Source organism: Enterobacter sp. DC4 (assembly GCF_000568095.1).
GTDB lineage: Bacteria > Pseudomonadota > Gammaproteobacteria > Enterobacterales > Enterobacteriaceae > Enterobacter > Enterobacter pseudoroggenkampii.
On record NZ_AZUB01000004.1, the window covers coordinates 424802 to 450232 of the forward strand.

Below are 25431 nucleotides of genomic sequence, written 5' to 3' on the forward strand. Positions count from 1 at the left end.
CGGCTCAGGCGTCCGCGCAGGACGCCTCAGCTTCCAGCAGTGACTCAAGCGGCGCTGGCCTGCCAATCAGATAGCCCTGCACATAATCGATACCTAGCGCGTGAACCGCGCTACGTATCTCTTCCGTCTCGACGTACTCAGCCACCACCAGCATCTTCTTCATGCGCGCCAGATGGCAGATAGACGCCACGATCTGATAATCCAGGCTGTTATTGACGATATTGCGGATAAAGCTGCCGTCAATCTTGAGAATATCGGCATCCACGCTTTTCAGCCGCGCATAGCTTGCATACCCGGTACCAAAATCATCAATCGCAATGCGTACCCCCATTTTCTGCAGCTGCTGGAGGATATGTAGCGCCTGCTCCCCGCTGCCGAAGGTGCTGCACTCCGTCACCTCAAAAATCAGCTGCCACGGCTCAATGGCGTATTTTGCCAGCAGGCGACTTACCTCAAGCGGGAACTGCACCCGACACACGGTCGACGGGGCCAGATTAATGGCAAAGCGCTGACCGGGAAGTGTTTCACGATGCGCTGCAAGGAAGCGCAGGGTATGCTCCAGCACCCACAAATCCACCCGCGAGGAGAGACCAAACTCCTGCGCGACGGGCAGGAATTGGTCGGGGGAGATCAATAGCCCGTTGATATCCGGCATCCGCAGCAGAACTTCGTGATAGCGATCGCCACGCAGGCCGCGAACGGGTTGAACCAGCAGGGCGAATTCGTCGTTATCGAGTGCCTTTTGCAGGCGGCTCATCATCGCGACTTTATCCTTCAGGCTGCGCTGCAAATGGATGGCCCCACGCTGCTGAAGATTTTCCGGATGGTTGGAGGAGAGCGACAGATCGGCAACCACGCCCAGTTCGCCCAGCACCAGATAAAGATGATTAACCGGGGAGCGGACATAGCAATAGCTCACGCCCACCTGCGGCTGCAGCGGCATTCCGTCCCAGACAAAGCGAAACTGTTTGATATGCTCGTCCAGAGCTTCAATCCGCTGCTGGTGTGATTCCGCATTGAGCCGTACCGCCATGTCATACCCGGTGAGGTGATACACCTGCTCATTGGGCTGGAGCGTGCCATTCACCCACTGCGCCAGCTGCTGTTTGTACTGAATGCGCAGCAACACGCCGTAATTTCGACCCAGAATTTCCAGCTCCGGAATGCGCAGCAGGCAGAGCGCCGACCACGGGTTTTTCGCCAGTTCACGCGACAGCGCCCGCAGGTTAGGCATATGGACGACCGGGTCGAGTAGCGCCAGCCTGCGGGAGCGTTTGTTCACCGCGCGCTGCCGGGTCGCCAGCATCGACATATAAATCACCACAAACGAGAAGACCAGGTAACTGGAAGAGGTGATCGCCAGCTGAATGTCATACCCCTGGTTCACCGGGATATAGTGGTAAAAATAGTGAATAGACACCAGCAGCACCGGTATCCAGATCAGCGACACCAGCTTATAGCCAAAACGCATCGCGCCCCAGAGCATCACCGGCATCAGCAGCGACAGGGTGTAGTTGGTGGTAAAAATGGAGCTGTTTTCATTCATCGGGAGCAGCAGCAGCGAAAGCAGCCCGCCAAGCGCGATTGCCCACACCAGAAACTCAACGATCGTCACCTTTTTGTCTATCTGGGAACGGACCTGCGAGATAAGGCTTTTAAGATAGCGCGGATGACGAATCAGGCGGATCAGCAGATAGCTCAGCGGCACGCCCGTCAGTCCGCTGACCAGCAGCGCCTGGTAGTTGATGAGCGTGCGAATATTAAGAGGGTTTAATCCCGCCAGGCTCTGGCGGCTCTCATACACGCCTAAATACACCGCAAACTGAAACAGCAACAGAAACAGCGTCGCGGGGCAGAAGGCCTGCCAGAAGATGCGCTGCGCCATCAGCCGGATGTCGCCGTACGCGGTCATATTCCGTCTGGGCGCAAACACCCGGTAGCCGCCCCAGCTGAGCACTAAAGGGACGATAAAATGGAGCACGCCGGCGACGGTTTCAAACATCCCGACCGAGGGGTAATAGCGGATAAACAGCGACAATACGATCCCGGGCAGCGCTTCCAGGCCAAAGAACATCATCAGCGAAAGCAAAAATGAGAGGGGTAAATAATAGAGTGCCACAATGCCGTCGCCCAGCTGCGTGAGCGTATTCGCAATGCTCAGCACGGGAAGTAAAACCACCGGTAAAATAAGCGGCAATGCCCACCAGCGGTTTTCATTTTTTTTCAGGAAAGCGAGAATGTTCATAGATGCCCGGTTAAACCCCTATCGCTCCAGAGGGAAATAAAGACAGGCATCCGACCTGACGTACGTCCCGCCCGGCAGCGTGCCGGGCGAACAGTGTGGAGGAAGGATTTTAAATATCAGGGCCAGGAATCCGTTGACATAAATCAAACTACTTTACGCAAATAACGTTTTGCGACGTTTTTCTACAATTATTTTCTTCATATTATCAATATGGTAAATGTATTAATTAATCTCAATAACATTAATTAATGTAAACATTGACGGTTATTTACACATCACAGAATTGACCCCATCTTCCCGCTGTGCCTTAATATCCTTATCGCCCAAAAGGGCTTACCCAGGAAAAACAGAGTGAGTCAGGTCACGCGTATGCGCAAACGACATCGATTTAACACCCGAATGACCCGCATCATACTGCTCATCAGCTTCCTGTTTTTCTTTGGCCGCTTCGTTTACTCTTCGATTGGCGCCTGGTACCACCATCAGGACAAAACCCAGTCGCAGCAATCCAGCCTGACCGTCGACACCGCTGACCGCTAAACCGCCGAAGGATGTTGCACGAGCCGAATAAGGGCCGCGATCCCTTTGCTGAGGATTTTATCCTGCCGCATGACCACCGCCAGCTGCCGCTGCAGCATGGGCATCAGCGACATCACGCATAGCCCTTCACGATCGACATCCTGTTCGACCGCCATGCGCGGCACAATACTGTAGCCCAGCCCCGCGCGAACCATGCGTTTGATCGCCTCGATGCTGCCAAGCTGCATCACCGGCGCGATCGCCAATCCACTGGCTGCAAACCAGCCGTCGATCAGCGCCCGGGTCCCGCTGCCTGATTCAAAGGCAATCAGCGGATGAGCGTGCAGCGCCTCCGGCGTGAAATCCCGGAAAACATCCTGCTGCTCCCGCGAGGCGATAAACACAAACTCTTCGTCCATCACCGGCATGACGTCCAGCGCTCTGCCGCTCACCGGCAGCGTGACCAGCCCCACATCGAGACGGTTCTCTTCGATGGCCCTGACGATGTCGAGGGTGTTGCCCGTTGTCACCCCCACGCTCAGGAGCGGATAGTCGCGGCGCAGCTGCTCCAGCAGGGGCGGGAGAAGATGGATGCAGGCCGTTGCCCCCGTGCCAAGCGTAATGGTGCCGCTCACGTCGTGACTGAACGCACTCACGGACCGGATGGCGTCATCCACCGCCTGCTGAATACGCTCCCCATGCGTCAGCAAAGCCTGCCCGGCGGCCGTCGCCTTAATCCCCCGCCCGGTACGCTCTACCAGCCGCGTTTGCAGAAACTGCTCCAGCTGGCGTATTTGCAGGCTGACGGCGGGCTGTGAAATGCCCAGCACGTCCGCTGCCGCTGAAAAGCTGCCGCGCTGGATCACCAGACGGAAGGTGGCGAGATAGCCCAGATTAAGCGTCGTCATTCAAAGTTTCTCTTATACCGCGCATAAGGTTACGGCCCTGCCAGCACAATACCGCGCCCGTTATGCTCAGGACAACTACATAACGGAATGAAAAATAATGGAAACACCTGCCCTGCCACGCCGCCTCGCTCTCATGGCGGGATGTAATCAACTCATCAACTGGGGGATCTCGTTTTATATGCCCGGCACCTTTGCGCTGGCCATTGCAGCCGACCGGGGATGGTCGTCACCGCAGATTTACCTCGGCCTGACGCTGGCGATGCTGGTGATGGCGGCGGTTTCCCCCTTTGTGGCCCGCCTGCTGGCACGCTTTGGCGGCCAGACGGTGGTGATGAGCGGCACGCTGCTGATCGCCGCAAGCTGCGCCTGTATGGCGTATACCCAGACGCTATTTGGCTGGTACTGCGCCTGGCTGATCACCGGTGTAGGGATGCGCCTGTCGCTGTACGATGCGCTCTTCGCCGCGCTGGTGAATCTCTACGGGCAGCAGGCGCGAAGAACGATCTCACGCGTCACGCTGGCGGGTGGGCTGGCTTCCGCCGTCTTCTGGCCGCTGGGCGATGCTCTGCTTCAGGTGATGAGCTGGCAGGAGGCGCTGCGCGTCTATGCTCTCTTCGGCCTGCTGAGCGCGACGCTGATAAGAACGCTTCCCCGGCAGCGGCTGACGGTGACGACAAAGGTCGCCGCGCCGCCTCTGCACAACGAGCGGCGCAATGGCTGGCTTTATGCCGCCTTCATTGCCCTCATCACCTTTGTCTCTAACGGCACCTCCACCCATCTGCCGGAGTTTATTGCCCACTTCGGCCTGCCGGTCGCCATCGGCATGCTGTGGGGGATCGGCCAGACGGCTGCTCGCTCGCTGGAAGTGCTGGCGGGTGCCCGTTTAACCCCCTTCAAACTCACGCTTTTTACCGCGCTCGCCATGCCGCTCTGCTTTCTTCTGGGGTTGAGCAGCGCTCTGTTTGTGTGGTGTGCGGCCGGGTTTGTGCTGGGCTATGGCGCCATGAACGGGCTGGTCACCATCGTGAAAGCCACGCTGCCGCTGGAACTGTTCAGCGCGGAAAGCTATGCCCGCCGCACCGGCATGCTGCTTATCCCCGGCCAGCTGATGGCGGCAGCCTCGCCGTTTGCCTATGCGTGGCTGAATAAAACGCTGGGGATCGCGGGTGCAATGTGGGTTTCAACGGGGCTGACGCTGGTGATTGCCGGGCTGGCGATAGCCATTGTGCGCCGTCCCGGAAGGCAAAGTGTATCGCACTGTATCCCGCGGGCCACGGTGACAAACGAGTACAAAACGCCCCCTCCGGCAAATATCTCCGATACATAAAAATGGTTTTCTTTCCCTGTCGCCATTGAGAACCGATGAGGAGAGAGAGCAATGATTCGTCGCTATGTACTTTTCCCCCTGCTTGTCCTGACATCTGTAGCACGTGTCCAGGCCACACCGCTGGACAATCTGAGCGCCGCGGACGTTAACGGCCCCGCCGCCGTTGCGCCACTGGCACAGCCGCAACCGCCTGCAAAACTGATCGTCGATCCGCCGCTTGCCGGGCCGCTGAGCAAAGGCGCGGTGTTTATACAGTACCGTGCCGAAAACCTGCGCATCGAGCCGGTGTTCGGGCCCGACGCGCTCAAGGTCACCCCGCGCATCGGGCACATTCACGTGGTGGTGGACGATGCGCCATGGCACTGGGCTGACGCCAGCGGAGAGCCGGTGATCCTGGTGGGGCTGCCCGCAGGGAAACACAAGGTGACCATTATTCTGGCCGACCCGACGCATAAGCCGCTCGACCATAAAACCCTTGAATTCACCGTCCCGCCCCACGCGGCGGTCCACCATTTTTAAGGAATCTGAAAATGAAAGCACTGTCTGTACTGACGGCAGGCCTGCTGGCGCTTTCCGCCAGTGCCTTTGCACAGAGCAAAACCAGCGTCGTGCTGGTACACGGCGCATTTGCCGACGGCAGCAGCTGGAATAAGGTCATTACCCTGTTGCAGAAACAGCACGCAGAGGTCATTGCCGTCCAGCTACCGCTCACGTCGCTAAAAGATGACGTTGCCGCCACGCGACGAGCCATCGAACGCGCCCAGGGGGATGTCGTACTGGTGGGTCACTCCTGGGGCGGCACCGTGATTAGCGAAGCAGGCAACGATGCGCGAGTAAAATCACTGGTGTATGTGGCGGCGTTCGCGCCGGATTCCGGTCAGTCGACGGCGGATCTGGCAGAAAGATTCCCTGCGCCGCCGGGCAGCGCGGGCATTGCCAAAACGGCGGACGGCTATTTATATCTGCCAACGGACGCCGTCAGGAAGGATTTCGCGCCGGATGTGACGCCAGACATTCAAAACACGATTGCAGCGACGCAGGGGCCGATTAAGGCCGAGGCGTTTGGTGAAAAGGTCGCCCACGCGGCATGGCATGATAAACCGAGCTGGTTTGTGGTCAGCAAGAATGATCGAATGATCAACCCCGATCTTGAGCGTGCGATGGCAAAGACGATCCATGCGAAAACCGCAGAGGTGACGGCAAGCCACGTGTCGATGGTGAGCCAGCCGCAGATCGTTGCCCGCACGATTGAGCAGGCGATCAGGAGCAATTAACAACAGCGGCGGCTTATTCAACTTTCTGCACTTCCGTATCCCCAGGCAGCAGCGCAGTGCCGTCCTGCGCTGCTGGCGCCATAAAGGGAACCGGCTTGCCCGTCCGCCTGTCGACCAACAGCGAGTGGCGCTCGCCCTGCGCAAACAGATGCTGTTCTCCCCACTGACGCAGCGCCACGACCACGGGGAAAAGGCTCTCACCTTTGTCGGTCAGGACATATTCCTGATACGCCGTGCCGTCTGATGCCCCCTGTAACGTCAGGATGTCCGCATCTACAAGCTTGCGAAGCCGGTCAGAAAGGATGTTGCGCGCCACCCCGAGGCTACGCTGAAAATCCCCGAAGCGCGTCATGCCGTCAAATGCATTGCGCACGATAAGCAACGACCAGCGATCCCCGATCGCCTCGACGCTGCGGGCAACGGGACAATATTCCGCTTTAACCGTCTTTTGGGACATCTCGTATTCTCCTCGCAAAGGCCACCCCGCAACCAGTTGCATTTTAAAACCACATGACCTAGCATTCAACCAGTTTCATTTTAAAACCAGGTTATCTCAGGCAAGGAACGTTAAACATGTCAGTGACATCAGCCCCTCTTTCAGCCGACATGCCACGCAGCATAGTCTGGCTGTTCGCCACTGCCAGCGGCTTAAGCGTGGCAAATGTCTATTACGCCCAGCCTTTGCTTGACGCGCTGGCGAACGATTTCGGCATCAGCCATGCGGCCGTGGGTGGCGTGGTGACCGCGACACAAATTGGCTGCGCGCTGGCTCTTTTGCTTGTGGTTCCTCTGGGTGACAAAGTGGATCGTCGAGGGCTGATGGCAATACAGCTGATTGCTCTGGTGGTTGCGCTGGTTTCCGTCAGCCTGGCACAGTCCCCCTCGGCGCTGCTTTTCGGTATGCTTGCGACCGGTATGCTGGGTACGGCCATGACACAGGGGCTGATTGCCTACGCCGCCAGCGCCGCGTCCCCGCATGAACAAGGCCGCGTTGTCGGCGCAGCGCAGGGCGGCGTGTTCATGGGTCTGCTGCTCGCGCGCGTCTTTGCTGGCGGCATCAGCGATATCGCGGGCTGGCGCGGGGTTTATCTGTGTGCCGCCGCGCTGATGCTCATCATTGCGTTACCGCTGTGGTGGAGGCTCCCCACTCTGCCAGCCGTCACTGCCACGATGAGCTACCCGCGGCTGATTGGCTCAATGCTTACACTGTTACGGCAGGAAAAAGTGCTGCAGATACGCGGCGTGCTGGCGCTGCTGATGTTTGCATCGTTCAACATTTTCTGGAGTGCGCTGGTGCTGCCGCTGAGCGCTCCGCCCTTTAGCTTCTCGCATACCGTGATTGGCGCGTTTGGACTGGCAGGCGCGGTGGGGGCGCTGGCGGCTGGCCGGGCAGGACGCTGGGCCGATCGGGGATATGCCCAACGCACCAGCGCCGCGGCGCTGGTGATGCTGCTGTTGGCATGGTGGCCGTTGTCGCTGATGGACCGTTCACTCGGGATCATGCTTATCGGCATCATACTGCTCGATTTGGGGGGACAGGCGCTGCACGTCACCAACCAGAGCATGATCTTTCGCACCCGTCCCGAGGTGCACAGCCGGCTGGTCGGGCTTTACATGCTGTTTTATGCCGCCGGCAGCGGGCTCGGCGCACTCGGCACGACGATGACGTATGCCTTTGCCGGCTGGCCGGGCGTCTGCCTGCTTGGCGCCTCGGTCAGCCTGCTGGCGCTGGTGTTCTGGTGGCTAACCCGCGTTAGCTACCACCATCCGCGGGATAATCCCGATTAATCCACGCGTGGTCCTCCTCCCAGGTGAACATCCATTTGCGCACCGGCCCCGCCATCACATTGAGGTAGTAGCTGTCATACCCGGCCATCGTCGCCACCGGATGGTAGCCCTTCGGCACCATGACCACGTCACGGTTATAGACTGCCATACACTCATCCAGCGTTCTGTCGTCGGTGTAAACCCGCTGCATGCAGAACCCCTGCTCCGGGTTGAGGCGATGATAGTAGGTCTCCTCCAGATACGTCTCCTGAGGCGGGTTATCCGTGTCGTGTTTGTGGCTCGGATACGAGCTGGTACAGCCCTCGTTGGTCCATACCTCCACCACCAGCAGGCTGTCAGCAGGCTTGTCTTCCGGCAAAATGTTATGCACATAGCGCTGGTTGTGCCCCTTGCCGCGCGCCTCACCGTCGATATCCTGCGGGGCAATCAGCCGCGTCGGATGCGTGCCCTTGCCCGGCGCGGCGCAGACCGCCAGCTCCAGCGTCGTCAGCGCCTTCACCTGCACCGTCTCCTGCGGGGTGACGTACACCGCCCACGGCTTGATGCGCTCGAACGGGCTCATCCGCTCACCGATGTCGCTAAACTGCGCGGAAGGCGTGCTGATGGAGGCGCGTCCGGCGACCAGCACCAGACAGCGCTCTTCGCGGACGGCGGGCAGCGTCAGCGTCTGCCCCTCCTGCAGCTCATACGCCTCAAAGCCGACGTACCCCCACCCTGCACTTTCCGGCGTGACGGACTGGGTGCGTCCCTCCGCGTTCGGCTGTTGCCAGCGTGATAACAGACGTGACATGTCACCTCCTCAAATCAGTCCGGCGTCGCGCGCCAGGCGGTTCAGGTTGTTATATCCCAGACGGGCGTAGGTCAGCGGATGGGCGATGGCCGGATCCTGCTCGGCCTCGACCACCAGCCAGCCGTGATAGTCCTGCGCCTTCAGCAGCCGCATAATCGGCGGATAATCCACACAGCCGTCGCCCGGCACGGTAAACACGCCGCTCAGCACCGCGTCGAGGAAGCTGGTTTTGCGGTTTTTCACGTCCGCCAGCACGTCGGCGCGCACGTCTTTGCAGTGAACGTGGTTGATGCGCGACGCCCAGCGCTGCGCCACCGCCAGCGGATCGGCCCCGGCAAAGGTCAGATGGCCGGTATCAAGCAGTAGCCCCACCGCGTCGCCGGTGTGGGTCATCAGGTTGTCCACGTCGTCGGCGGACTCAATCACCGTGCCCATATGGTGATGGTAGGCAATCTGGACTCCCTGCTGCTGGGTGTAGCGGGCAAATTCGGTGAGCTTCTCGCCGTACTCTTTCCAGCGCGCCTGCGGGAAGCGCGGGCGCAGGTGCACCGGGGTCTGCTGCTCGCCGTGAATGCAGCCGCTCACTTCCGCAAAGACCAGCACCTTCGCCCCCAGCTCGCGCAGCAGCGTCAGGTGGGACTGCACGGCAGCGATCTCCTCCTCCACGCTGCGCTCCAGCAGGCGGCCGGAGTACCAGCCGGAGACCAGCTGCAGGTCGTGGCGCTGCAGGATGGGGCCAAGCAGGCGCGCTTCGCGCGGGAACTTATTGCCCAGCTCGAAACCGGCGAAACCGGCCTCTTTCCCTTCGCTCAGGCAGGTCTCCAGCGACGTTTCCGCGCCGAGAGAAGGCAGATCGTCATTCGTCCACGTCAGCGGGTTAATGCCCAGTTGTACACTCATTGTCGTCTCCATTATGCGTGTCCGCGCTCGCGCCACCAGGCGATAAGCTGCAGGTAGTTGTCCCGGATGCGCGCCACCAGCTGCGCATCGTCAATATCGTGCTTCAGCCACGCGCGGGACGCATCGCCAAACAGCGTGCGCCCCACGGCGAAGCCTTTCACCAGCGTCTGCCCCGCTGCCGCTTTAAAGTCGGCGCGCAGCTGTTCCGCCGGGGCGTCCAGACCGAGGATCACCACCCCGCGGCAGTGCGGGTCCCGACGTTCGATAATCTCGCTCAGCGCCGTCCAGCCGTCGGCGGAGAGCGGCGGCAGCTTCCACCAGTCCGGGTAAATGCCGAGGTTGTAGAAGCGGGAGATAGCGCGCAGATAGAGCTCGTCGCTGCGCGGCATGCTTGCGGGCAGGATCACCTCCAGCAGCAGCTCGTGCCCGGACTGGCAGCAGGCGTGGTATACCTCGGCGATTTTCTGCTCCTGCTCCAGGCGCAGGCCGTGAGCGTCTTCCGGATGGAAAAAGACCAGGCACTTCACCACATGCTCCTGCGGCCAGCTGATGAGCTGGGTGCCGATGTTGCCATGCTCCATCTCCAGCGGACGCGACCCCGGCAGCTCGATGGGGCGACCAATCCACCACCCTTCCCCGGTGATGGCGTTCAGCGCGTCCTGACCAAAGGTGCCGTCGCACAGCAGACCGGCTTTGCCCTCCAGCCCCGCGCGGCTCGCCGCCTCGCGGCTGGCCTGCAGGATCAGCTGCTTCAGCGCCGGAATGCGCTTAAGCGACGCGCCGCACTGCAGCGCCATATCCTCAAGCTGGCTGCGGTGGTCGAAGGCCATCACGCACAGCTCCGGCCATTCGCGGCGGCGGGTGGTCACCCGGTGGAGGTGGTTAAGACGCGGGTCGAGATCCGGGCGCGGCACGTTCGCAGCGCGGGAGAGATAGTCATCCAGCTCGATTTTGCTCGGCATCGCCGGAGCGCAGCCGTGGCGCGAGACCACCAGCGCGCCGCAGGCGTTGGCGTAGCGGCACGCCTGCTCCCAGCCCTCGTCGTTCAGGTAGCCGCGCAGCAGGCCGGACATAAACGCGTCCCCCGCCCCGAGGACGTTCAGCACCTCCACGCGCACGCCGGTCACCGTCAGGCCGTCGTCCAGCCGGGGCGGAATGGCGTCGGTGTAGACCGAGCAGCCGAGCGCACCGCGTTTGCAGACCAGCGTAGCTTCACTGACTGAGCGCACCTGCCCCAGCGCCTGCAGGGTCTCCGTGCTGCCGCCCGCAATGTGAAACTCCTCTTCGGTGCCGACAATGACGTCGAAGAGGTGCAGCACCTCCTGCAGCTCGCGGGTGACCTTATCGGCGGCGATAAAGCGCGTTTCACCGTCGCCTAAGGAGGTCAGCCCCCACAGCACCGGACGGTAGTCGATGTCCAGCACCGTGCGCACGCCGTGACGGCGGGCATAGCCCAGCGCCGTCAGCACCGCCTCGCGGGTCTGAGAATGAGAAAGGTGAGTCCCGGTGATGGCAAGACAACGTGCGGAGGCAATGTAGCTTTCGTCCACATCGCTGGCGGTAATCGCCATATCCGCGCAGTTATCGCGATAAAAAATAAGAGGAAAGGTGTCCCGGTCTTTAATGCCGAGTAGCACCAGCGCCGTGAGGCGGTCTTTATCGGTGATCAGATGGCTGGTATCGCAGCCCACCTGGTTGAGCTCTTCGCGCAGGAAGCGGCCCATATGTTCATCGCCGACGCGCGCCAGCATCGACGAACGTAAACCCTGACGCGCGGTGCCGTACGCCACGTTGCCCGACGACCCGCCGAGATATTTGGCGAAGCTCGACGCGTCCTCCAGACGGGCACCAATCTGCTGGCTGTAGAGGTCTACCGCCACGCGGCCCATGCATATCACATCAAACTGCTTTTCCACGTTGATACCTCATCAGACAATGTCGTTCACGTTCAGCCAGCGGCCTTCCCGGTGCGAGAGCGCGATCGCGTCCAGCACGCGCGACACCTTCCAGCCCTCTTCGAAGTCCGGCCACATCGGCGCGTCGGCGGCAATTCCGTCCACCAGATCGCGCACCTCCACCGTTTTTTGATCGTTAAAGCCAATCCCGTGGCCTGCGCCCATGCAGAACGCGGCGTAGTCCGGGTGCGCAGGGCCGACGAGTAAGGTGCGGAACCCCTGACGGTTTACCGGATCGTCATGCAGATAGAGCTTCAGCTCGGCCATGCGCTCCTGGGTGAAGCTGATGGCGCCTTTCGTGCCGGTAATGACGTACGACAGCCCCATCTTGCGGCCGCAGGCAACGCGGGAGGTTTCAATCACGCCCTGCGCCCCGCCCGCGAAGCGCACCATCGCGTGGGCCTGATCCTCGTTTTCGACGGCAACCATGTCCGACGAGCCGGCCTTCGCCGGGCGTTCCGGGACCACAATCTTCAGGTCGCCGCAGACCTGCTCAATCTCCCCGACCAGGTACTGGGCCATATTGACGATATGCGCCGCGAGGTCGCCCAGCGCCCCCAGCCCGGCGGTCTCTTTAAAGCAATGCCAGTGAATGGGCGAGCGCGGGTCGGCCATATAGTCTTCGTTGTGGGTGCCGTAGAAGTGGATCACCTCGCCAATCTCGCCGCGGGCGATAATCTCCTTCGCCAGCTGCGCCGTCGGGTTTTTCATGTAGTTGAACCCCACCAGCGTTTTCACCCCGGCCCGCTTCGCGGCGTCGACCATCTCGCGCGCGTCGTGGGCGTTCAGCGCCAGCGGCTTCTCCGAGTAGACGTGCTTGCCGTGGCGGATCGCCTCCAGCGCCATCTCCTTATGCAGATGGTTGGGTGAGCAAATATCCACCACGTCAATCGCCGGGTCGGCCACCAGTGCCCGCCAGTCGCCGGTGGAGCGGTTGAAGCCAAACGCCTGCGCGCGCGCTGCCGCCAGCTCCGGCGTGACTTCCGCCACCATCTCGCGCACCAGCCTGCCGCGCAGGTTGAACACCGTCGGGGCCTGGGCATAGGCGATAGCGTGCGCCTTGCCGATATACCCGGTACCAATCAATCCAATACGAACCTCTTTCATCGTGATCCTCACAGTGCGCCGCGACGGCTCTTGGCGTAGGTATCAAACGCCACCGCCAGAACGATAATTAATCCGGTGATAATCTGCTGGTAGTAGGCCGAGACGTTCATCAGCACCAGGCCGTTAATCAGAATCCCCATGATGATGGAGCCGATAATGGTGCCGCCGATGCGCCCGTAGCCGCCCATCAGCGAGGTGCCGCCAATCACCACCGAGGCAATGACGCGCAGCTCAAAGGAGATCCCGGCCACCGCCTCGGCGCTCCCCAGACGCGCGCTCAGAATGAAGCCCGCCAGCCCCGCCAGGCAGCCGATCAGCACGTAGACGCTAACCAGCACGCGCTTGACGTTCACCCCCGCCAGGCGCGCTGCCTCCGGGTTACCGCCGATGGCGTAGACGAAGCGGCCCCAGCGGGTTTTATGCAGCGCCAGATAGCCGCCGAGGGCGACGATGGCGAAGATCCAGATCGGAATGGAGATGCCGAGCAGCTCCCCGCGCCCCCACCAGCGGTAGCCCTGATCGAAACCGGCAATCGGCGCGCCGTCGTTGATCACCAGCGTCAGGCCGCGCCAGATGGTCATCCCGCCGAGGGTCACGATGAACGGCGGCAGGCGCAGGCGGGTGACGCCCAGACCGTGCAGGAAGCCAATCGCCGTGCCCATCGCCAGACAAATCCCCAGCCCGATCAGCCAGCTCATGCCGCCCCAGGCGTTCGGGTCGACGGTGGTGAAGTTGTCGCCCTTGATCACGTACGCCGCGGTCATGGCGCAGACAGCCAGAATGGAGCCCACGGAGAGGTCAATCCCGGCGGTCAGGATGACAAAGGTCATCCCCACGGCCATGATCCCGTAGATGGAAACTTCGGTCAGGATGTTGAAAATATTGCGTTCAGAGAAAAAGTTGCTGTTCTGCGACTGGAAGAAGATCAGCAGCAGGATCATGAAAATCAGCACCCCGAAGCGCTCGAAGAAGGCGATGGGATCGATGCGTCCGGCGCGTTTGACCGGGGCCTGCGTTTTAGAAATCATCTGCGTCATGAGAAACTCCGTTATGCCGCGTTCAGGGCGTTGTGGTTGATGGCCATCATCGTCATCAGCCGTTCTTCGTTAGCGTCGTCACCGTGGATCTCGCCGGTCACCCGGCCTTCGCTGAGGGTGATGATCCGGTCTGACACCGCCATCACTTCAGGCAGATCGGAGGAGATCACGATCACCGCCACGCCCTTTTTCGCCATGTCAAACAGCACCTGGTGCACTTCCGATTTGGTCCCCACGTCGATGCCGCGCGTCGGCTCATCGACGATCAGCACCCGCGGGTTGAGCGCCATGCAGCGCGCGAGGATCACCTTTTGCTGGTTACCACCGGAGAGCTTGCGCACCTCCTGCGCGCTGTTGACCATTTTGATCTGCAGCGCTTTGCGGTAGGACTCGATCAGATCGTCCTCTTTGCGGGTGTTCACGAACCAGCGCCACTGCAGCAGCGAGGAGAGGCAGGAGAGCGACAGGTTGTCGCGAATCGACAGTCCCAGCACCGCCCCCTCTTTTTTGCGGTCTTCCGGTACCAGCGCCACACCCTGGTCGAGGGCATAGAGCGGGTCGCGCGGCTGGTACGGTACGCCGTCCAGCTCAAAGCTCCCGGCGGTAAACGCGTCCGCGCCAAACAGGCAGCGCGCCACCTCGGTGCGCCCGGCGCCCACCAGCCCGGCAATGCCTAAGACCTCCCCGGCGTGGACGTGGAAGCTGATGTCGTGCAGGGCGATGCCGTGCGGATCCAGCGGCGGCTTTTCGCGGCTCAGCCCCTTCACCGCCAGGCGGACGGGTTTGTCCTCATGATGCGTTTCGCTGGCGGGACGACGGTTAAAGGCCACGTCACGTCCGACCATCAGGCGGATGAGCTGTTCGACGTTGGTCTCCGCCACCGCGCCGGTGCCGGTGAAACGGCCGTCCTGGAAAACGGTGAAGCGATCGCAGAGCTGGAAAACTTCGTGCAGACGGTGGGTAACGTAAATAATGCTCACGCCACGGTTTTTAAGCTCGCGCACCACGCGGTGCAGGCTTTCCACCTCGCTGTCGCTCAGCGCGGCGGAGGGTTCGTCCATAATGATGAGCCTGGCGTTGAGGGTCAGCGCCCGGGCGATCTCCACCATCTGCTGCTGGGCAACGCTCAGGCGGGCGACCGGCGTGGTCGGCGCAACGTTCAGCTGCAGATAGTCGAGAATGACCTGCGCCTCCTGATTGACCGCCTTTTCGTCGACGATCAGGTTACGTTTACGCGGCTCGCGCCCGAGAAACATGTTTTCCGCGACGGTCATGTTGGGCAGCAGGTTGAATTCCTGATAGATGGTGATAATGCCCTTGTTCTGCCGTTCCACCGGGGAGTCGTCCACCGGCAGGGTTTCGCCGTTGAACCAGATATCCCCGCGGGTTTGCGGCTGCGCCCCCGCGAGCGCCTTCAGCAGCGTGGATTTACCCGCCCCGTTTTCCCCCAGCAGGGCGTGGATCTCGCCCCCGCCGACGGTCAGCTGGGCGCTGCTTAACGCCCAGACGCCGGAAAAGCTTTTTGCCAGGTCGGTCACTTTCAGTAAGGGTTGCGACATCAGTCTGCTCCTCCTCATGATGAGCCGCCAGAGGCGGCTCGGGACATATTAGTTACCGGCCTCACCGATACGCTCAGCCTGCTGCAGGTTCTCTTTGGTGATCAGCGTCGGCGGATAGTCGGCCCCGGTGATGGCTTTCTTCTCGCGCACGTTGGCCACCAGCTGGCTCATCGCCGTCTGCACCGCAAAGCCCGGACGCTGGTCCGCCGTTACCGCCAGCCAGCCATCGCGCACGCGGGCCAGCGCTTCTGGCACCGCATCAAACCCGGTGACCAGAATTTCGCCCGGCTTCACGCCCTGGCTCTGCAGGGCTTCAATCGCCCCCAGCGCCATGTCGTCGTTGGCAGAGAGGATCACCTGAGGACGCTTCGGCAGCGAGGGCAGCACGCTTTCCACGATGCGCATCCCTTCAGAACGCATCCAGTTGCCGGTCTGATCGGCGACGATCTTGTATTTATCGCCACCCGCCTTCAGGCTGTCGCGGATCCCTTTGGTGCGTTCGATGTTGGAGGAGGAGCCCGGCTGGCCGGTCAGCAGAATGATTTCCGCCCCGTCGGGGAATTTGGTTTTGACGAAGTCGCCAATCGCCTGGCCGCCTTTGTAGTTGTTGGCGCCAAAGTGCGGCACCTTCTTCTGGCTGTCGACGGAGCGGTCAAGGGTGACCACCGGCAGCTTCGCATCCTGAATTTCATCCACCGCGCTGGAGACCGCGTTCACGTCGTTCGGGGAGACGATAAAGCCCTGCGCCCCGCGGGTGATGGCGTTTTCCAGGTCAGCCACCTGCTTCGGCGAGCTGCCCTGCCCGTCCAGCACCTGAAGCTTCACGCCCATCTCTTTTGCGGCTTTCACCGCCGTGCGCTGCATGTGAACTTCAAACGGCATGGCCAGGTTTGGCGTACTGAAAACAATTTGCTCGTTTTCGGCGAGGGCGGCCCCGGACGTCATGGCGATGAGGGCGGCTACGATCAGTTTTTTCATTATTATGTCTCTCTGTGTAGGGTTGTTGTGTTTAGAGGACGATCTCGCGCTGGGTACGCAGCGACTCCAGCGCTTTATCCGCAAGGTACAGCGCACGTTCACCATCATCGCCGCTGCAGTCAGGTACCGCTTCGCCGCGCAGGACCGCGACAAAGTGTTCCCATTCCGCGGCGTAAGCGGATTTGTAGCGCTGCAGGAAGAAGTGTTCCGGCAGCGCGCTGGTGCAGCCCTGTTTGCCGTAGTGCTGCACCTGGTTTTCCAGAATGTTGCCCGCGCACAGCAGCCCTTCGGAGCCGTGCAGCTCCAGGCGCTGGTCGTAGCCGTAAGATGAACGGCGGCTGTTGACGATGGTCGCCATCGCGCCGGAAGCGTATTTCAGAACGATAAACGCGGTATCGATGTCCCCCGCCTCGCCAATCGCCGGATCGACCAGGTTGCTGCCCTGGGCATACACCGACACCGGCTCTTCGCCCATGATGAAGCGGGCCATGTCAAAGTCGTGAATGGTCATATCGCGGAACATGCCGCCGGAAACGCGCACGTACTCCGCAGGCGGCGGAGACGGGTCGCGGGAGATGATCAGCAGCGATTCCGGCTTGCCGATGCGCCCGGCCTGCACGTCGGTTTTCACGCGGCGGAACTGCGGGTCAAAGCGGCGGTTAAAGCCGATAAACAGCGGCACGTCGTACTCTTTGACCACCTTCAGGCAGTCGCGCACGCGGGCGAGGTCAAGGTGGACCGGCTTTTCGCAGAAGATGGCCTTGCCGTGGCGGGCGGCCATTTCAATCAGGTCGGCGTGGGTATCGGTCGCGGAGGCGATCAGCACGGCGTGAACGTTAGGGTCGGTCATCGCCTCCTCCAGGCTCTGCTGGCGGGCCTGATACTGCGCAGCGAGACGGGTGGCAAATTCCTGATTCGGGTCAACCACGGACCAGAGCGTGGTCGCGCCGTGGCTGGCGATGTTAGCTGCATGTACCTGGCCAATTCGGCCAGCGCCCAGTAAAGCAATGTTAAACATAACGGCTCCCGGTGTTGGTGAATGCTGTGAACTAACGACCCTATAAATAAAACATTTATTTCATTTTTATAAATAGTGAAAATTATGTTTTTGAGTGTGGGTTAACACTTTTGAGATGAATGAGATAAATTTTGTTATCAATCTCACAACATGTGAGAGAGGACATCTTCCCCTCACCCCGGCCCTCTCCCCAAAGGGGCGAGGGAGAAAAGACAGCCCCGAGCCGTCCCCTCTCCCCAAGTGGGCCAGGGAGAAAAGGCCGCACCGAACCATCCCCTCTCCCCTTTGGGGAGAGGGTTAGGGTGAGGGGAAATGAAATGAAAATTTCGTTACGGCAGGAAAACTCAATACTGGCGGGCTTTTTTCACCTGCGCCTGGGTTTGCTCAGCGGCCTCACGCACGGCAGACGACGCCGCCACCTGCGCATCACCGGTTCGCCACCAGGAGGCGTAGTCGTGGGTCATGGTCTTCGGCAGCACCTTGATGTCCAGCAGCGTCGGGCCCGGATGGGCGCGTGATGCCTCCAGCGCCGCCAGCAGGGTTTGCTCGTCGTGCACCCGCCAGGCGCGGCAGCCGTAGCTCTGCGCATTTTGCGCGAAGTCGACCTTCACCAGCGGACCGTCAAGCCGTCCGGTTTCCGGGTTGCGATGGCGGTTTTCCGTGCCAAAGCTGCCCATGCCATGCCCCATCTGCAGGTTGTTAATGCAGCCGAAGCTGGCATTATCAAACAGCAGAACGGTGACCTTAATGCCCTCCTGAACGGCGGTTTGCAGCTCGGAGTGCAGCATCATGTAGGAGCCATCCCCCACCATGGCGTATACCGGCTGCCCGGGTCGGGCAAGCTTCGCGCCGATGGCTGCCGCAATCTCATAGCCCATGCAGGAGTAGCCGTACTCCAGGTGATAGCTGTCCGGCGTTTTGACCTGCCAGAGGCGCTGTAAATCCCCCGGCAGCGAACCGGCCGCGCCCACCACGATGGCGTTATCTTCAATATGCTGGTTGATCAGCCCCAGCACCCGCGTCTGGGTCAGGCGGGTGTTGAGCGTCTCGCCGTACTCCGCCAGCTGCGCGTCCAGATGCCCCGCCACTTCGGGCGCGTCGTCCGGACGCCACTGGCGATCCCACAGGCGACGGCACTCGTCGCGCCAGGCGGATTTCGCCTCAGCGATCGCCTCTCCCCAGCCGCTGCGGTAATCACCGAGCGCGTGGGTCAATGCCTCGAGCCCGGTTTGAGCGTCGGCAATCAGCGCCGTGGCGTCCAGCTTCAGGGCGTCAAACTCGGCCACGTTCAGCAGCAGAAATTCGACATCCGGATGGGAAAAGAGCGCCTTGGAGCCGGTGGTAAAGTCGGTCAGGCGCGTGCCGATGCCAATCACCAGATCAGCCTGCGGCGCGAGCTGGTTGGCCGCCATTCCGCCCGTCACCCCTACGCCACCGAGGTTAAGTGGGTGGTCACTTACCAGCGCCCCCTTTCCGGCCTGGGTTTCGGCAAACGGCAGCTGCAGCGTCTCGACAAAGTCGCGAAACGCCTCATGTGCGCCGGAATAGCGCACCCCGCCGCCGCACACCACCAGCGGACGACGCTTGCGGGCGATCAGCGCCCGCGCCTGCGCCAGACGCTGCGGATCGGGCGGACGGCGCTCGATGTGGTGCACGCGACGCGCGAAGAAGCTCAGCGGGTAATCCCACGCTTCCCCCTGCACGTCCTGCGGCAGGCAAATCGTCACCGCACCGGTATCAGCCGGGTCAGTAAGCGTTCGCATCGCGCTGAGCATCGCGCTCATGAGCTGCTCGGGGCGGTTAATGCGGTCCCAGTAGCGGGAGACCGGACGGAAGCAGTCGTTGGTGCTGATGCTGATGTCGTGATACTGCTCAATCTGCTGCAGCACCGGGTCGGGCTGGCGGCTGGCGTAGATATCGCCCGGGAGCAGCAGCAGCGGGATGCGGTTCGCCGTGGCGGTTGCCGCGGCCGTGACCATATTGGCGGCGCCCGGCCCGACGGAGGAGGTGACGGCAAAGATGCGCTGACGACGGTGCTGTTTGGCAAATCCCGTCGCCATATGGGCGATGCCCTGCTCGTTGCAGCCCTGCATCACCTGCAGATGGCCGGGATCCTGCTCCAGCGCCTGGCCGATACCCAGCACGTTGCCGTGCCCAAAGATGGTGGCGACGCCCTCCACGAAGGGCGTTTCGTGACCATCCACGCTAACATACTGTTGATTAAGGAACCGGACCAGCGCCTGGGCCATGGTCATACGTTCGGTTTTCATAACGCCTCCTGTCAGCCCAGCGTCGGCATGGAGAACGCAGCGCCTGTCTCCTGCTGCATTTCCGGCCAGCGCGCGGTGATGGTTTTCATTCGGGTGTAAAAACGCACGCCGTCGCTGCCGTGGACGTTGAGCGCGCCGAAGATGGAACGCTTCCAGCCGCCGAAGCTGTGGAACGCCATCGGAACAGGGATCGGCACGTTGACCCCCACCATGCCCGCCTGCACCTCTTCGCAGAAGCGGCGCGCGCAGCCGCCGTCGCGGGTGAAGATTGCCGAGCCATTACCATATTCATGGCGGTTAATCAGATCCACCGCGCTGGCGTAATCTGCTACGCGCACCACAGAAAGCACCGGGCCGAAAATTTCTTCTTTATAGATGGTCATCTCCGGGGTGACGTTATCGAACAGCGTCGGCCCGACGAAGTAGCCCTGTTCGTGGCCCTTCACGCTGAAGCCGCGACCGTCCACGCGCAGTTTCGCCCCCTGCGCTTCCCCGCTGTCGATGTAGCCCAGCACCTTGCTGCGGTGCGCGGAGGAGATGAGCGGCCCCATTTCGTTTTCCGGCGTCTGGTCAAGACCCGGTCCGACGCGCAGCGCGGCAATCTGTTTTTCCAGCCGGGCGCAGAGGTCATCGGCGGTGTTATCCCCCCCCGCCAGCACCACCGAGAGCGCCATGCAGCGTTCCCCCGCCGCGCCGTAGGCCGCGCCCATGATGGCGTTGGTCGCCATCTCCATGTCGGCATCCGGCATTAAAATGCAGTGGTTTTTCGCGCCGCCCAGCGCCTGACAGCGCTTACCGTGGGCGGAGGCGGTCTGGTAAATGTATTCCGCAATCGGCGTGGAGCCGACAAAGCTCACCGCCTGCACGCGCGGGTCGGTCAGGAGCACGTCAACGGACTCTTTATCGCCCTGCACCACGTTGAACACGCCGTCCGGCAGGCCGGCCTCTTTCAGCAGCTGCGCCAGCGCGAGCGCGAGTGAAGGGTCTTTTTCCGACGGTTTCAGCACGAAGGTATTCCCGGTCGCCAGCGCAATCGGGAACATCCACATCGGCACCATCGCCGGGAAGTTAAACGGCGTGATCCCGGCGCAGACCCCGAGCGGCTGCATCAGCGAGTGGCTGTCGACGCCGGTCCCGACGTTCGCCGAGTGTTCGCCCTTTTGCAGATGCGGAATACCACAGGCAAACTCCACCACTTCCAGGCCGCGGGTCAGTTCACCCACCGCGTCGGAGAAGACCTTGCCGTGCTCTTCGCTGATGAGGCGGGCCAGGCGATCCATGTTCTCTTCCAGCAGCGCCTTGAAGCGGAACATCACGCGCGCGCGCTTAAGCGGAGCATGACGCGCCCACGCCGGAAACGCCTGCTGCGCGGCGGCGATCGCCTGCTCCGTTTCCTGCGCCGTACTCATCACCACCTGGCGGATCTGCTCGCCGGTGGCCGGGTTGAAGATCGCCTGAACGCGCTGGCCTGAACCGGTGACACATTCGCCGTGAATAAAATTCGCTACCGTCTCCATCCTTAACCTCTCGCTGTTGATACGTGACTGTGACCTGAACACTGTGTACTGAACACTATATATGAAACAAATATTCCATTTTAAGTTGAAATAAAATAAATGATGATTATTGTGATCAAGGATGGATTTTTATGTTAACAGCCATCACCACTGACGCCGCGTGCGCTATTAAGGAATTTCGGGCGAGGAAATGACTGAAGCTTCTGTTTCATTTTTGCTGCCAGATGGATGGCCGACATTTAAAAGACGCGGTTTTGCGTTTAGAATCATAAGACTGTATTTGGGGGAAAAGATGACGACAGCAACCAGCCTGAACGAACTGCAGCAGCAAATCCGCGATCGCTACGATAGCCTGAGCAAGAGGCTGCAGCAGGTCTCCCGCTACGTGCTGGATAACACCAACAGCGTGGCGTTTGATACGGTTGCCGTCATTGCCGAGCGCGCCGACGTGCCGCCCTCGACGCTGATCCGCTTTGCTAACGCCTTTGACTTCACCGGCTTCAACGAAATGAAACAGCTGTTTCGCATGAACCTGGTGGAGGAGACCGCCAGCTACAGCGACCGCGCCCGGTTGTTCCGCGAAATGGAGAGCGAGGCCGTGCCGGAAACGCCGCTCGATATCCTGCAGGAGTTCGCCCGCTCGAACGCCCAGGCGCTGCAGCAGCTGGCCGCCCGCGCCGAGCCGGAGATGCTGGAGCGCGCGGTACAGCTGCTGGCCGACGCCGACACCATCTACATCGCCGGGCTGCGCCGCTCCTTTAGCGTCGCCGCGTATCTGACCTACGCCCTGAGCCACCTGGAGTGTCGCCCTATCCTGCTCGACGGTATGGGCGGGATGCTGCGCGAGCAGATCAGCCGCATTAAGGCGCGCGACATCGTGGTGTCGATCAGCTTCTCGCCGTACGCGGAAGAGACGGTGATGGTCAGCGAAACCGCCGCCAGCGTTGGCGCGCGGCAGATTGTGATTACGGACAGCCAGATAAGCCCCCTGGCGACGTTCAGCGATCTCTGCTTTGTGGTGAAAGAGGCGCAGGTGGACGCGTTTCGATCTCAGTCGGCGACGCTGTGCCTGGTGCAGTCGCTGGTGGTGGCGCTGGCGTATCGGTTGGGGAGCGGGGAGAAATAGCCCCAGTGCAGTTTGGTGGGCCGGGTAAGGCATAGCCGATACCCGACCGCCTGAAAAGCATCAGCCAGACATTAACTACTCCTTATCTCGGGGCAATCAGAATAACTGACGGAAGAGAGGGAATTCAGACGTTGCCCCGTAATCTGTAACACCCGCAGTAAAAGCATAATGCCGCGGCGGGTATCAGGGTCGTTAAGCATAGTGAACACCTGCCGAAGCGAGATATCCCCTTCCCGGTTAATTTGCTCTCCCCACGCCATGCGTAGCGCGGTTCCCCCTTCCCAGCCGACGGTCACGACATCTTCAAAAACGCCAGCCAGTTTTTCGACCATCGCGCTATCGGCCATTTCCAGCAGGTCTGCGACGACGGCAAGCAGATCAACCAGATTATTCAGGCGATTGCCCGCCATAAGCGGGGCAAGGCTTTTTAGTATCTGTTCCTGGTCACTCATCAGAACATCCCCCTCACGACGCCCCAATACAGTCCACGGTTAAAACCGTTTCGCAGCATGCCGCCGAGTTTTGTCGCCGGCATGGGGGTCACGTCATTGCGATAGTCATATACCAACGGCATGCCGGCCCAGAGCCCCATCTGCGCGACGGCCTGAACCCGTCCATCATAATGGTTACCGCTTCCGGGCGGTCTGCCGTACAGCTCCGCCACAATGTTGTCAGCAATGATGGGCGCCTGGTTGTGGCACGACCCTCCCGCTTTACTGATCGGGAGGTCAACGGTATCGCCGATCACATATACGCCTTCTAAGCCGTAGACGCAGAGCGTCTGGTGATCCGTCGGCAGCCAGCCTTCACCGTTCTGAACCTCACTGAGTCCCGTATTACGCACCGCTTCAACCGCCCTGATGGGAGGCGTTGCCATCAGGATGTCGAAGTTCTGTGAATCGCCCTCGGCGGAATAGGCAATTTTGCTGTCAGGATCGACATGGCTTAAGGTAAAACCGCGCTGATGCTGTATTCCTTTGGCAGCAAAAATATCACCCAGCGCCTCCCCCACCGGACGCTGCAGGAACAAACAGTTTCGCAGCAGCTGCGCGACGGTCGGATAGGTATAAACAATCTCAACTTGATTACGCACCCCACGCTGGCGCAGATAGTCGTCAACCATCAGCGTGGTTTCAATAGGGGCAATGCCGCACTGGTGGGGAACATTCGGCGTTTCAGGAAAAGAGACGGTAATAAATATTCGCCCCTTTTTGATGGTGGCGAGCTTATGCGCTAGCTGTCTTGCCGCCGCATATTGATAAAAATGGTCGCCCGCTTCGGCAAGGCCAGGGATTTTTTGGGGGAAAGGCGTGCAGCCCGTTGCGATAACCAGCAGCTCCCAGTCGTAATATCGTTTACTGGCACCGTACAGTCGACGCTGCTTAAAATCGAAAGATTCAATCCTGTCGGTAATAAATTGAATTTCAGGACTCAGTAACTGCCGTTCAGGCCGGGCCAGTTCATGGTGATGGAAGAGGTTAAAGGCGACGTACATAAAGGCGGGTTTGTAGTAGTGCACCGGTGATTCGGAAATCAGTACCAGCTCTACCTGACCAGCAGCAATTTCACGTCGTAATTTCCTGGTCAGAAGGTTGGCGACAATTGTTCCTCCCGTGCCGCCGCCGACAATCATTATGCGGTTTTTCATTCCTTTATTCGCTCATGGTAGTGAATGGGAATTCACGTAACCAGACCGCTTCACTGTTACGCTCAGCTAAAGGGTAGTAACAGAGCAATATTCCGCAACATAACCTTTCACGAGAAATTTATTTTTGATAACCACATCATTATTTATAATAATATACTGCAAAATATAATTTATATCCCTATAACGCAGTCTCTTTTCATTACCATTATTCGCCAAAGAGCAGCTTTGTGTACTTTTTAGACACCGCCCCTGAGCGCTGTCCGTTCGCGCCATAATAGCGATCTTCACGGCACAGTCGCTCCTTCACATCGCAGAAAATACCGTTGGCAAAGGTGAATTCGGTCAGATCGACATTGCTCGACGTGAACACCTCGTTTGCAGCAGCCTTCTTACCGAGATACGTCTCTGTCAAATCGCGGGATAATCCCTTGTCATTGGCGCATACATATCGGTCGCAGAGCACGCCCGATACTGGCGACTTGAGCCTGGCAGGGGTCCTGGCCTGGGCGGACATGGCGGACACGGCCAGCAGCGCGGCCACAGAGTATGCGAGTATTGACTTGTTCAAGATGATAATCTCCGTTGGTTAATGCGTGTCGGTTTTGCACCGGGCGCGGTGGAACCATTATAAGGGGTGTAATATCCCGGATGGTTCTGAGTTTCAACAGGAAATGCCCCGTTTAGCTTTTTGTTGACCTAACAGTTGTCGAAAGTTCGGCTCGGAGGCAATTGTAAGGGCCCTATCCCGGTGAGTCATGCGATTTTAGAGACCTGAACTACAATGCTCTAAAGGGAGTGGGCTTGTGGGGCGGGTCAGATCCGCTCTGAGCGAAGAACGGAAGTTAAAGCCGCGATGCCAAATTTATCTCGCAATATACACCCGCCCCACAAAATGGTTTACAGCCCCACCGGTTGACAACGATCTTGACACTTACCGCCCACGGAGAGCCCCCCAAAATTATCTTGGGAGGTTACAGTTTCCAGTGGGCTTCTTGTGTGGAATACACTCTTTTAGAATAGATTCTTAGTTAGTCGCACATTTTATAAGATCCAAAATTGGGGAAATATAGAGTATCTCTTCAACAACTTTTGTTTTCTTAAAATGTTCAGAATGAAACTTCAAATGTTTTTCCAGCGTATTCGTCCAAGAGCTATCTTTTAAGTTTCCTTCAACCTCAATGATTTTCTCAAAACAGAATATCATTCTGGCTACGTACCAAACATATTGGTCATACATAGGGTCTCGCTCTTGTCGACAATCTGCACTATAACCTTTCGAAAATTGAGGGTTCTCCATCGCTAGTTGCAAATATGCCTGGTAGGCTGTATCTGCAATGGTTTTCTTAGCAATTTCTTTGTTTTCATTGATAGTTGATTTGGCAACTAAAATTGCCCAAATAGCTACCCCAGCACTTACTAATGGAGAAGCAATCGTAGCTAACTTAACTAATGTTTCCATATGAAT

General features: G+C 59.8%; 23 protein-coding genes. 6 read left to right on the forward strand and 17 right to left on the reverse strand.

The features are described from left to right. Window positions 1-4: 4 nt before the first annotated feature. Entirely contained in the window at window positions 5-2245 is a 2241-nt protein-coding gene (locus tag P349_RS10115; RefSeq protein WP_032646796.1) for an EAL domain-containing protein, read from the reverse strand. A 351-nt stretch (window positions 2246-2596) separates the two neighbouring features. Here P349_RS10115 and P349_RS10110 point away from each other — a divergent pair, with 351 nt between their 5' ends. Beyond that, the gene (locus P349_RS10110) at window positions 2597-2785 is read left to right on the forward strand and encodes a YfgG family protein (protein ID WP_021241815.1); all 189 of its coding nucleotides are present in this window, start codon (window positions 2597-2599) and stop codon (window positions 2783-2785) included. Here P349_RS10110 and P349_RS10105 read toward each other — a convergent pair. Then, the gene (locus P349_RS10105; protein WP_032646797.1) at window positions 2782-3672 is read right to left on the reverse strand and encodes a LysR family transcriptional regulator; all 891 of its coding nucleotides are present in this window, start codon (window positions 3670-3672) and stop codon (window positions 2782-2784) included. The genes P349_RS10110 and P349_RS10105 overlap by 4 nt on opposite strands. A 97-nt stretch (window positions 3673-3769) precedes the next feature. On the opposite strand from P349_RS10105, the gene P349_RS10100 reads away from it, so the two are divergent. From P349_RS10100 to P349_RS10090, 3 genes are read left to right on the forward strand one after another with little or no spacing between them, the layout of a single operon-like run. Next, the gene (locus P349_RS10100) at window positions 3770-4999 is read left to right on the forward strand and encodes an MFS transporter (protein ID WP_032646799.1); all 1230 of its coding nucleotides are present in this window, start codon (window positions 3770-3772) and stop codon (window positions 4997-4999) included. Window positions 5000-5050: 51 nt separating this feature from the next. Continuing rightward, complete coding sequence (locus P349_RS10095; RefSeq protein ID WP_032646800.1) at window positions 5051-5518, forward strand: DUF6130 family protein; 468 nt, start codon at window positions 5051-5053, stop codon at window positions 5516-5518. Window positions 5519-5529: 11 nt separating this feature from the next. Further along, entirely contained in the window at window positions 5530-6273 is a 744-nt protein-coding gene (locus P349_RS10090) for an alpha/beta fold hydrolase (RefSeq protein WP_032646802.1), read from the forward strand. A 13-nt stretch (window positions 6274-6286) separates the two neighbouring features. Here P349_RS10090 and P349_RS10085 read toward each other — a convergent pair whose 3' ends face one another. Further along, the gene (locus P349_RS10085; RefSeq protein ID WP_032646804.1) at window positions 6287-6730 is read right to left on the reverse strand and encodes a winged helix-turn-helix transcriptional regulator; all 444 of its coding nucleotides are present in this window, start codon (window positions 6728-6730) and stop codon (window positions 6287-6289) included. Between the two features lie 116 nt (window positions 6731-6846). On the opposite strand from P349_RS10085, the gene P349_RS10080 reads away from it, so the two are divergent. Further along, on the forward strand, window positions 6847-8061 hold the full coding sequence (locus tag P349_RS10080; RefSeq protein WP_032646805.1) for an MFS transporter: 1215 nt from the start codon (window positions 6847-6849) through the stop codon (window positions 8059-8061). Here the strand turns inward: P349_RS10080 and iolB are convergent. The 10 genes from iolB to P349_RS10030 all read right to left on the reverse strand — a co-directional run bounded on the left by iolB (window position 8027) and on the right by P349_RS10030 (window position 21192). Further along, window positions 8027-8851, reverse strand: a complete 825-nt coding sequence (iolB, locus tag P349_RS10075) for a 5-deoxy-glucuronate isomerase (protein ID WP_032646807.1) — start codon at window positions 8849-8851, stop codon at window positions 8027-8029. The two genes, P349_RS10080 and iolB, sit on opposite strands and share 35 nt — an antisense overlap. A gap of 9 nt (window positions 8852-8860) precedes the next feature. Then, window positions 8861-9751 (reverse strand): myo-inosose-2 dehydratase, encoded by an 891-nt coding sequence (iolE, locus tag P349_RS10070; RefSeq protein ID WP_024907546.1) that lies wholly within the window; start codon window positions 9749-9751, stop codon window positions 8861-8863. A gap of 11 nt (window positions 9752-9762) precedes the next feature. After that, window positions 9763-11667: a bifunctional 5-dehydro-2-deoxygluconokinase/5-dehydro-2-deoxyphosphogluconate aldolase gene (locus P349_RS10065; protein WP_032646808.1), complete on the reverse strand. Its 1905-nt coding sequence runs from the start codon at window positions 11665-11667 to the stop codon at window positions 9763-9765. Between the two features lie 12 nt (window positions 11668-11679). Continuing rightward, window positions 11680-12813, reverse strand: coding sequence for a Gfo/Idh/MocA family protein (locus P349_RS10060; RefSeq protein WP_032646810.1), 1134 nt, complete (start codon window positions 12811-12813; stop codon window positions 11680-11682). Between the two features lie 8 nt (window positions 12814-12821). Continuing rightward, complete coding sequence (locus P349_RS10055; RefSeq protein ID WP_008502116.1) at window positions 12822-13850, reverse strand: ABC transporter permease; 1029 nt, start codon at window positions 13848-13850, stop codon at window positions 12822-12824. A gap of 11 nt (window positions 13851-13861) precedes the next feature. Next, window positions 13862-15409, reverse strand: coding sequence for a sugar ABC transporter ATP-binding protein (locus tag P349_RS10050; RefSeq protein WP_032646812.1), 1548 nt, complete (start codon window positions 15407-15409; stop codon window positions 13862-13864). A gap of 48 nt (window positions 15410-15457) precedes the next feature. After that, window positions 15458-16387 (reverse strand): sugar ABC transporter substrate-binding protein, encoded by a 930-nt coding sequence (locus tag P349_RS10045; protein WP_008502118.1) that lies wholly within the window; start codon window positions 16385-16387, stop codon window positions 15458-15460. Between the two features lie 31 nt (window positions 16388-16418). After that, window positions 16419-17405: an inositol 2-dehydrogenase gene (iolG, locus tag P349_RS10040; RefSeq protein ID WP_032646814.1), complete on the reverse strand. Its 987-nt coding sequence runs from the start codon at window positions 17403-17405 to the stop codon at window positions 16419-16421. Between the two features lie 344 nt (window positions 17406-17749). Then, window positions 17750-19675: a 3D-(3,5/4)-trihydroxycyclohexane-1,2-dione acylhydrolase (decyclizing) gene (gene iolD / locus P349_RS10035; RefSeq protein ID WP_032646816.1), complete on the reverse strand. Its 1926-nt coding sequence runs from the start codon at window positions 19673-19675 to the stop codon at window positions 17750-17752. Window positions 19676-19686: 11 nt separating this feature from the next. Then, a complete protein-coding gene (locus P349_RS10030) occupies window positions 19687-21192 on the reverse strand; it encodes a CoA-acylating methylmalonate-semialdehyde dehydrogenase (protein WP_032664139.1) in 1506 nt (501 codons plus the stop codon). 292 nt (window positions 21193-21484) lie between these two features. On the opposite strand from P349_RS10030, the gene P349_RS10025 reads away from it, so the two are divergent. Further along, window positions 21485-22318 (forward strand): MurR/RpiR family transcriptional regulator, encoded by an 834-nt coding sequence (locus tag P349_RS10025; protein ID WP_024908667.1) that lies wholly within the window; start codon window positions 21485-21487, stop codon window positions 22316-22318. Between the two features lie 71 nt (window positions 22319-22389). Here the strand turns inward: P349_RS10025 and P349_RS10020 are convergent, their stop codons facing one another. The 4 genes from P349_RS10020 to P349_RS10005 form a co-directional block, all read right to left on the reverse strand. Then, entirely contained in the window at window positions 22390-22770 is a 381-nt protein-coding gene (locus P349_RS10020) for a DUF1641 domain-containing protein (protein ID WP_032648758.1), read from the reverse strand. Continuing rightward, on the reverse strand, window positions 22770-23966 hold the full coding sequence (locus tag P349_RS10015; protein WP_032648757.1) for an NAD(P)/FAD-dependent oxidoreductase: 1197 nt from the start codon (window positions 23964-23966) through the stop codon (window positions 22770-22772). The genes P349_RS10020 and P349_RS10015 overlap by 1 nt, the downstream gene beginning before the upstream one ends. A 205-nt stretch (window positions 23967-24171) precedes the next feature. Next, window positions 24172-24534, reverse strand: coding sequence for a YcgJ family protein (locus tag P349_RS10010; RefSeq protein ID WP_032648755.1), 363 nt, complete (start codon window positions 24532-24534; stop codon window positions 24172-24174). Between the two features lie 456 nt (window positions 24535-24990). Next, window positions 24991-25425, reverse strand: coding sequence for a hypothetical protein (locus P349_RS10005; RefSeq protein ID WP_032648753.1), 435 nt, complete (start codon window positions 25423-25425; stop codon window positions 24991-24993). Window positions 25426-25431: the final 6 nt, after the last annotated feature.